Source organism: Daejeonella sp. (assembly GCF_049655485.1).
Lineage (GTDB): Bacteria > Bacteroidota > Bacteroidia > Sphingobacteriales > Sphingobacteriaceae > Daejeonella.
This window is the reverse complement of record NZ_JBASJU010000150.1, coordinates 1-9,081: the sequence shown is the minus strand read 5'-3', so window position 1 is coordinate 9,081 and position 9,081 is coordinate 1. Positions and strand designations below refer to the sequence as shown.

Below are 9,081 nucleotides of genomic sequence, written 5' to 3'. Positions count from 1 at the left end.
ATGTTGGATTTTGATCTCGCAATATTGTACCAGGTAGAGACCCGATCTTTAAAACAGGCTGTGAAACGTAATATCCTACGATTTCCGGCTGATTTTATGTTTCAGTTAACCAAACAGGAATGGCAGGAGCTTATCACAATTTGTGATAACCTAACCCCGACGGCTAAATTTAGCCCTTCAACCCCTTTTGTTTTTACCGAACAAGGTGTGGCTATGTTATCAAGCATATTGAATAGTGAAAGAGCGATTCATGTAAATATTCAAATCATACGAATTTTTACCCGATTGAGATTAATGCTTACTGACAACACAGAGATACGTTTAGAGGTGGAAAAGATCAAAAACAAATTAGACAATCAAGACAAAAACATGGAAATTGTATTTCGTTATCTTGATGAATTGCTTGAGAAAAAGGAACGTCCTCTTCCACCTAGAAAACGAATTGGCTACAAACCGGATGAATTGTAACTTTTATTATTCAAACGGACTTTCAGCCATCTTTTGGTAAGCCACCCATCTCTTAGTGAATGAAGGTGTCAAGAGAGCATGGAATAAATCGGACAGAAGAATGAGGGAGAATTCATGCCGTGAAAGCTCTTTACTCCTGAAATGAGCGGGAGACCTTTGCTGCAATCAAAAGGAGCAGAATATATTTTAGCTTCTAACCGGAGTTTGGCTATAGATAATTATAAATAATTGTATTTGGGCGTTCGGGCGGGCTTTTCGTTGCAATCTTTTTGCCGATAGAGACAAAAAGGATTTACACTGCAATCCCTAACGCGAAATCCGACAACTGTTTCATGGAAATTAAATATAACGCCTAACAGATATCTAATCTCTATTTTTTTAATCGAACTCGGACGGCAATAGACGCTCTGAAGTCTCCATATGTGCTGGAGTTTTTAAACCATAGTGAAAGTCATAGATATGTTGTTTGGTTCTGTTCTTTGTACGGGATGACTATGCTATCGAACTGGTTCGTCAACGTTATAATGTCCGTAGTTATATTCGATGTGGAAACATGTGGAAATTTCTTTGAGAAGGAATTAAGACAATAGATATATGGAAGCATCTTCAGAGGCCATTCGGTATGAAACCGCGCCTGTAAGTCTCCCATTGTTGGTAGTTGGAAACAATTGAAAAGAATAGAGATCTCTAAGTAAAAAGATGAATTAAAACTTTAAATAAACTTGTTTGAAAATCTCACAATGTTATATGGCAAAAAAACTATTATTGTCTTTAGGTTGTTCAATTAATACATTTCAATAAGAATTGTTGATTATTTTTATACCGTATTTTATAACAAAACAAAATAATGCTTAAAAAAAAGGGATCAGATAGTGGTTCGGTGTCTGATCTCCAATTTCCAATTGTAGGCATCGGGGCATCTGCCGGGGGATTGGAAGCAGTAAGCCTGTTTTTACAGGCTATACCGGAAAAATCAGGTATGGCCTATGTGTTTGTGCAGCATTTAAACCCTGAACATGAAAGTGCCCTTCCTGAAATTTTACAAAAGTCCGCAAAGATCCCCGTACATCAGATCACTGACGATATTCATCTTGAACAGGATAACTTTTATATCATTCCGGCAAATAAAATAGTTACCGCTACAGACGGGGTACTCAAACTCGCCCCCTTGAACGATAAACACCATAAAGTAAAGGTTATTGACATATTTTTTTCCTCGCTGGCAGTAGTCCATCAGAGCTATGCTGTTGGGATCGTTTTGTCGGGCATGCTGAACGATGGTACGCTCGGTCTCCAGGTCATCAAGACACATGGGGGTATCACTTTTGCACAGGATGAGGCCTCTGCGGCATTCGATGACATGCCCAAAAACGCTGTTCGGATCGGCGCCGTTGATTTTGTGTTTCCGCCTGCAAAGATAGCAGAACATCTTTTGACCATTAACCACCCTTTTCATGCCGATTATTCAAAAAAGGAGATAGCAAACACAGTTCCGGAACAGGACGAACAAATTTTTAAGCAGTTGCTCACCGTGCTGCGGGTACGCCGCGGCGTTGATTTTACTTATTATAAGCCAAGTACCCTAAAGCGACGGATCATCAGGCGCATGGCATTGAACAATATAAATAAACCCGATGCTTATTTGAAGTTCCTGCGCGAAAACATGGACGAGCAGGACGCCCTGTACAATGACATGCTGATCTCCGTTACGAATTTTTTTCGTGACCAGGCAAGCTTCGAGCTTCTCTGCAATACTATATTTCCCGCCTTAGTGGAGCAAAAAGATGCAAACGAGCCGTTGCGCATCTGGATCGCCGGCTGTGCTACGGGTGAAGAAGCCTATTCTATGGCCATCTGTTTACAGGAACAGTTGGGCGACAAAGCGGCGGCTATGAAAATACAGATTTTTGCGACCGATATTTCTGAGACGGCGATCAACAAAGCACGGACGGGAATTTACCGCCCCTCAGATCTGGAAGGACTGTCTGCATCTCGATTGGCTCAGTTTTTCACCAAACTGGATGGTAGCTACCAGGTGAATAAAATCATCCGGGACATTTGTGTATTTGCACACCATAATCTGCTAAAAGATTCTCCATTTTCAAAGATAGATCTAATCAGCTGCCGAAACGTAATGATCTATCTGGAACCGGTTTTACAAAAACGAGCACTGACAACCTTTCATTATGCGCTGAATGAACAGGGGTTCTTAATGCTCGGCAAGTCAGAGAATATTGGCGGCCAGACCGATATGTTCGCTCCCTATAATAGCCAGGAAAAAATTTTTAAACGCAAGGGCGGCAGGGGGCGCTTTATGCCCGTAACCTCGCAGGGTGGGGAACAAAATTTTAAGGACATTGATAAAAGCGGCCAAAAAGAAAGCGGTACACACGATGTGTTTAAACTAACAGATAATATCGTTATTGCCACCGCGCCTGCGGGCGTTCTGGTGGGCGAGCAGTTTGATATTGTTCAGTTTCGCGGCGCTACGGAAACCTGGCTTGTTCCGCCTCCGGGAAAGGCTAGCCTTAATGTATTAAAGATGGCACGTGAAGGCCTGGCCTTTGAGTTGCGCAATTTATTGCACCTGGCCAAAAGAAGCAGCGCCCCGGCTAAAAAAGAAAATGTTCTGTTCAATTTAAACGGTGAGCAACATTATGTAAACATTACCGTCTGGCCCATTATAGATGCAGACGATCCCCATTACCTGGTTCAGTTTGAAAAAGAAGCTGCCATCTTGCCCTCCTTACCCTCCGGTAAAAAGAAAAATTCCGCCAAAGACCCAAAAGATATCCGGATAGCGGAACTGGAACAGGAACTGATGCAAAACCGCGCGGACATGAGAACAATCACCGAAGAGCAGGAAGCGGTTAACGAAGAATTACAGAGTTCCAATCAGGAACTGCTTTCCAGCAGCGAGGAATTGCAAAGCCTAAATGAAGAACTTGAAACCTCAAAGGAAGAACTGCAAAGCACTAACGAGGAAATAACGATTGTTAATAATGAACTTATCAACAGGAATGATCAACTAAATAATGCCCGTCTTTATACGGAAGGCATTATTAATACGATACGTGATCCGCTTATCATACTTGATGCGGATCTGAAAGTGAAACGGGCAACAGACGGATTTTACCATAAATTTAAAGTCACTGAAAAAGAAACAGAAGGGCAATATTTCTATGAATTGGGTAACCGGCAATGGGATATTCCCGTACTTCGGGAATTACTGGAAAATATTGTCCCGCAAAAGAAAGTGCTGGTCGATTATGAGGTTTCTCATGTTTTTCCTGGTATAGGACGCAAAATAATGTATTTAAATACCCGTCTTCTGGACAATGTACACGGAGATCAACTGATCCTGATGGCCATAGAGGATATCACCGACAGGCGGAAGATCGAGGAAGGCCTGACGGAAGTAGAGCAATTATTTGAGGAAAGCAGGGAAAGGTTAAAAATGGCTGTTGATGCAGCCGATATTGGCATCTGGGACTACCAACCATTGACCGGTGACCTAGTATGTGACAATGGGTGTAAAAAGATGTTTGGCCTTGTGCACACTGCTGAGATTGACTATCCGGATTTTATAACTATGATCCATCCCGATGATAGGAGCAACATAGAAGAATATTTAAAGCAAATCGTTTCCGGAAAAAATAAAGAAGAATATGAAAAGGAGTTCCGTATTCTGGAAACGGGTAAGCAAAAGCAGAAATGGATAAGATTTAAAGGGAAGGCTTATTTTAATTCTAGTGATGCTGTTAACCGGGTGATCGGAGTCTTAATGGATGTTACTGTGCAAAAACAAGCAGAGGAACAAACCCGTCAACTTTTAAAGCAGAAAGATGATTTTATCAGTATTGCGAGCCACGAACTTAAAACCCCTATTACTACGCTAACTATTTCGTTGCAGATTCTGGATAAGATGAAGGATAACCCATCTAAAGTATTACCGTCACTGGTTGAGCGTGCCAATAAAAGCTTGAACAAAGTAAATATATTAATAAGCGATCTGCTTAGTGTAACCCAGTTTAATAAAGGGGAGGTTAGTCTGAATAAATCCTTAATGATGTTGTCTGAGATTATAGAAGATTGTTGTGCACATATCCGTGCCGAAGGCATTTATTCTATAATAACAAAAGGTGATATGAATCTGCGAGTTAGAGTGGATGTACAACGGATAGAACAGGTCATTGTGAATTTCGTGAACAACGCTATTAAGTATGCCCCTAATTCAAAAGAAATTTTGATCACTATTGAAAAAATAGGTGATATGGCCAAGGTATCTGTTATCGATAAAGGTATCGGTATCCCTGCCGACAAAATTCCGCACCTGTTCGACCGCTATTTCCGGGTGGATAGTAGCGGAAGCCAATACTCAGGCTTAGGCCTTGGGCTGTATATCAGTGGAGAAATCATAAAAAAGCACGGGGGTAAAATTGGTGTGGATAGCGAGGTCGGAAAAGGTTCAGCTTTTTGGTTTAGTATTCCTATCGACTCCGATTAATCCTGGATGGGTGAAATCCAAGATATTAATGGGAGGTTCTACTGATTAAGGGAAGCTTTACTCGTCGACTGTAAAAGATCAGCAATCACATCCTGCAAATAATTTATATCAAAAGGTTTATTAATGTAGTCGTCTGCAAAACAATCTTTAGCAATTTTTTCCAAACCTGTTGAAGCGGAAAAAATAACAACAGGAATATGTTTCGTGGCCTGTTCTGTTTTTAAAACTTTACATAGCTGATGTCCACTTGTGCTCTCTAACCAGTCATCTAACAAGATCAGATCAGGGTTTACCTGCAACACATCATCTAAAATATTTGCCGTTAACGATGCAACCACTTTGTAGCCAATTTCTTGCAACAGAAATTCGGTAAGATCGAGGATATCCTGATCATCATCAATTATTAAAATTTTCTTTTTCATAGTTAGGAGAATATGAAAATAATAATAAAAAGATAAAAAATCACTATCATCGAAATATTTCCTTGTAATATTAGAAAGTCCTGGTGTAATTCAATAAATAAACAACCGCAATCTCTTAATTTCCAAAATCTTATGAACTCGTACTACAGGATCAAAGACTTGTGGTAACAACAATTCCAACGCTATAGATCATCCGATTTCTGGTCCTTTAGTCATGTCGATTAGATCAAAACACACAACTCATGTTCAGGTTGTGTATTACTGGAATAAATGATACCCTCCTTTGTAGTTCCAAAATCTTGAACTATGACAGCAATATCTCAACAAGGCAAGGGGGTCAGATCCCTCATCCCTACCAAAGACCAGTTATTAACTCTGGGAGACCTCGAAGATTTCAAAGATGAAATGCTAAATGAACTGAAGCGTATCATTAAAGAATGTATTGGACAGCCAGGAAAGAAATGGTTAAAATCTAGTGAGGTTAAGAAGCTCCTTGGAATTTCACACGGTTTTCTTCAAACACTAAGAGACACAGGCATACTCCCCTTCTCGAAAATCGGAGGAGCTATCTATTATGATATTGAGGATATTTGCTTGATGATGGAGTCTCATAAAGTAACTAAGGAAGATCTTTTTGTTGTGAAATCGTCATGATAAAAGAACCGTTAGTCGCTAAACCAACAATCCACCAGGCAACGATTTACTTCATTCAGAAGGGCTTCGAAGCTATAGATGCCGAGCAATTTTTCAGGGAGTATAGTAACCGAAATTGGAAGGGCAGTAAGGGGATTCCGGTTAAAAATTGGAGAGCGAAAGCGCTTGACTGGATGTGGCAAAGACAAAGAATTTGTCCCTATTTGAGAACTAAAGCAAAGTTATTTATCTGATGATTGGAAGGATCACTGTATGGAGTAGACCGCCTCGTTGAAGCAGTCAGCAAGATGTACATTTGTTACACAAATGGATCTTGCTCCTCGCTCCAAAGTCGGTCGGCGGTCATAAATAAAATCCTCCGAAGTCGGATTTTTAAAGATTAAGATCATGGCTAAGAAAGAAGTACACAGAACGAAATGGGTAAACATTCGTCTAACACCAGACGAATTTAAAGTAATCAGCGACCGCTTTCAAAAGAGCATGTTTCGGAAGATCAGTGAATACACCAGGGAGGTATTATTAGAAAAAAAAATCCAGGTAGTTTATCGTGACCAGTCCTTGGATGACATACTTGAAGAGCTAATTCAATTGCGTAAGGAACTTAACTATGCTGGTATAAATTTCAACCAGGCTGTGAAGAAATTGAACAGTGTTAGTGAGATGCCGGAGGCTCACCTATGGCAATCAATGCTAACTGTTTCAAGAGATCAGTTGGAGCCCGCCATAAAGGAAATCAAAGAACGGATTCATTTATATTCAGACATATGGTCTCAAAGATCATCAGCGGAAAAAGCTTAATTGGAGCGTTAAAATACAACGAAAATAAAGTCGCCCAAGACAAAGCAGAATTGATCTGGGAAAACAAGTTTCAAAAGGATGTCCATCTATTAAATTTTGACGACAAACTTTCACGGCTCAAAAAATTAGCCTCAAAAAATACAATTACAAAAACTAATACAATCCATATCTCCTTAAATTTTGCTGTGGATGAAGAATTGGAAAAAGACAAAATGACCCAGATTGCGATTGACTATATGGAAGGAATTGGATTTGGAGATCAACCATACCTTGTTTATAAGCACAATGATGCTGGCCACCCGCATATTCATATTGTAAGCACTAATATCAAAACTACCGGTGAACGAATACCTCTACACAATTTGGGCCGGACAAAATCTGAAGAGGCTCGTAAAATCATTGAGCAGCAATACGGTCTAGTACCAGCCAGCAGAGTTGAAATTCAGAAAGCGGAACAAACTCAGCTAAGGAAAGTGGTTTACGGCAAGGATGATACTAAGCGTGCGATATCTAACGTCGTCCGTGGGGTTATCAGCAGCTATAAGTTCACAAGCTTGCCGGAGTTGAATGCTGCTCTAAGTTATTACAATGTTACAGCAGACCGGGGATCAAAAGAATCACGCATGTATGCAAAAAACGGTTTACTCTACTGGGCTTTAGATAGTGGCGGTAAAAAAACCGGCATTCCCATTAAAGCGAGCAATATATACGGGTCTCCAACATTGAAAACGCTGGAAGTAAAATTCAATATCAATCAAACTCTGCGCACTCCTTTCAAGGAGACACTAAAGAAAAATATTGATCGACTCCTATCTGTGAAAGCAAGTGAGTCTGGTTTCAAACAAGCTTTACAGCAAAAGGGTATTGAGGTAATCTACCGTAAAAATGACCAGGGACGTTTATATGGAGTAACTTTTGTAGATCATAAATCAAAGGTTGTTTTTAATGGAAGTGATTTGGGAAAAGCTTATAGCGCAGCGGGCCTAAGCAATTGGTTTACATCTCCGGAGCTTAATAAGCCGGCAAATACTATCAAGTTTAGACATCCTGACGACTCAATAAAAGCATCACAATGGTCGAATACCACCTTCAATCAAAACCCAGATCAGCCCTCCCTCATTGATGATTTATTAAAATCCGAGTATCAAGAGGACAATATGCCAGACAGTCAACTCAGAAGGCGTAAGAAAAAGCGAAAAGTAACTCATTAAAATTTATTCAACATGGCTACAGGGGAAAATGAGCAAGGTTTAAGGAAAATCATGGATTTCACAAGAATGTTATCCATATCGATCTTAGCAATTCACATCTATTTAGCTTGTTTCTCATGGTTCAGAGAAATTGGATTTAACAGCAGCATCACGGATAGGCTGGCAGACAATTTAATGCATACCCGAGTTTTTGCATCGGGTTTGTTGGCAAAATCCAGTGCCTTACTGTTGCTTTTGATATCTCTTATAGGAGTGAAAGGCCGGAAAGATGAAAAATCAACTCAGCATAAATGGATAGTCTGGGCGCTGATAGGCATTGGTCTATACTTTGGCTGCAATTTCATAGGAGAAATATTCCGGACTATAATTATCAAGTCGGTAATATATATTTTAACATCCTCTTTGGGTTATATCCTCATCCTAACCAGTGGAACAAGGCTATCCCGATTTCTCAGGCTAAATTTAACCGGCGATATATTCAATAGTGAAAACGAGACCTTTCCCCAGGAAGAGCGCAAAATCGAAAATGAATATTCAATCAATCTTCCGGCACGATATAAATACAAAGGCAAAATCAGGCAGAGCTGGATAAACATTATCAATCCTTTTCGAGGGCTATTGGTACTTGGAACTCCCGGATCAGGTAAATCCTATTTCGCTATTCGGCATATCATTACGCAGCATATTACCAAGGGATTCAATATGTTCATTTACGATTTTAAATATGATGATCTGACCCGAATTGCCTACAATACCCTTCTGAAAAGCAGGAATCCAGCGAAGTTCTATGTAATCAACTTTGAAGACTTATCCCGTACCCATCGCTGTAACCCACTCGACCCGGAAAGCATGACTGATATCACTGATGCTACCGAAGCTGCAAGAACAATCATGCTTGGTTTAAACAGGGAATGGATCAAGAAGCAGGGAGATTTCTTCGTGGAATCCCCGATTAATTTTGTAACAGGGATCATCTGGTATCTGAAAAAATACCGAAACGGAGCCTTTTGTACCTTGCCTC

At 40.2% G+C, this 9,081-nt stretch carries 8 protein-coding genes; 7 read left to right on the top strand and 1 reads right to left on the bottom strand.

Annotated features, from left to right (window positions below):
• On the top strand, positions 1 to 468 hold a 468-nt coding region (locus WBJ10_RS06095), incomplete at its 5' end, for an ORF6N domain-containing protein (RefSeq protein WP_424288632.1).
• A gap of 847 nt (positions 469 to 1,315) precedes the next feature.
• Positions 1,316 to 4,975: a CheR family methyltransferase gene (locus tag WBJ10_RS06090; RefSeq protein WP_424288631.1), complete on the top strand. Its 3,660-nt coding sequence runs from the start codon at positions 1,316 to 1,318 to the stop codon at positions 4,973 to 4,975.
• Between the two features lie 38 nt (positions 4,976 to 5,013).
• Here the strand turns inward: WBJ10_RS06090 and WBJ10_RS06085 are convergent, their stop codons facing one another.
• Positions 5,014 to 5,397 (bottom strand): response regulator, encoded by a 384-nt coding sequence (locus tag WBJ10_RS06085; RefSeq protein ID WP_424288630.1) that lies wholly within the window; start codon positions 5,395 to 5,397, stop codon positions 5,014 to 5,016.
• Between the two features lie 306 nt (positions 5,398 to 5,703).
• Between WBJ10_RS06085 and WBJ10_RS06080 the strand changes: the two genes are divergently transcribed.
• From WBJ10_RS06080 to WBJ10_RS06060, 5 genes are all read left to right on the top strand, one after another.
• Entirely contained in the window at positions 5,704 to 6,051 is a 348-nt protein-coding gene (locus WBJ10_RS06080) for a helix-turn-helix domain-containing protein (protein WP_424288629.1), read from the top strand.
• Positions 6,048 to 6,284, top strand: coding sequence for a hypothetical protein (locus WBJ10_RS06075; protein WP_424288628.1), 237 nt, complete (start codon positions 6,048 to 6,050; stop codon positions 6,282 to 6,284). The genes WBJ10_RS06080 and WBJ10_RS06075 overlap by 4 nt, the downstream gene beginning before the upstream one ends.
• A 154-nt stretch (positions 6,285 to 6,438) precedes the next feature.
• Positions 6,439 to 6,849 (top strand): plasmid mobilization protein, encoded by a 411-nt coding sequence (locus tag WBJ10_RS06070; RefSeq protein WP_424288627.1) that lies wholly within the window; start codon positions 6,439 to 6,441, stop codon positions 6,847 to 6,849.
• The gene (locus WBJ10_RS06065; protein WP_424288626.1) at positions 6,816 to 8,060 is read left to right on the top strand and encodes a relaxase/mobilization nuclease domain-containing protein; all 1,245 of its coding nucleotides are present in this window, start codon (positions 6,816 to 6,818) and stop codon (positions 8,058 to 8,060) included. Before WBJ10_RS06070 ends, WBJ10_RS06065 begins: the two co-directional genes overlap by 34 nt.
• A 12-nt stretch (positions 8,061 to 8,072) precedes the next feature.
• Positions 8,073 to 9,081, top strand: a 1,009-nt coding sequence (locus tag WBJ10_RS06060) for a YWFCY domain-containing protein (RefSeq protein WP_424288625.1), incomplete at its 3' end; no start/stop codon positions are given.

Bases quoted from the DNA above. Each gene is read 5' to 3' on its own strand.
- WBJ10_RS06090 (WP_424288631.1), top strand. From the start codon at position 1,316: ATGCTTAAAAAAAAGGGATCAGATAGTGGTTCGGTGTCTGATCTCCAA.
- WBJ10_RS06085 (WP_424288630.1), bottom strand. From the start codon at position 5,397: ATGAAAAAGAAAATTTTAATAATTGATGATGATCAGGATATCCTCGAT.
- WBJ10_RS06080 (WP_424288629.1), top strand. From the start codon at position 5,704: ATGACAGCAATATCTCAACAAGGCAAGGGGGTCAGATCCCTCATCCCT.
- WBJ10_RS06075 (WP_424288628.1), top strand. From the start codon at position 6,048: ATGATAAAAGAACCGTTAGTCGCTAAACCAACAATCCACCAGGCAACG.
- WBJ10_RS06070 (WP_424288627.1), top strand. From the start codon at position 6,439: ATGGCTAAGAAAGAAGTACACAGAACGAAATGGGTAAACATTCGTCTA.
- WBJ10_RS06065 (WP_424288626.1), top strand. From the start codon at position 6,816: ATGGTCTCAAAGATCATCAGCGGAAAAAGCTTAATTGGAGCGTTAAAA.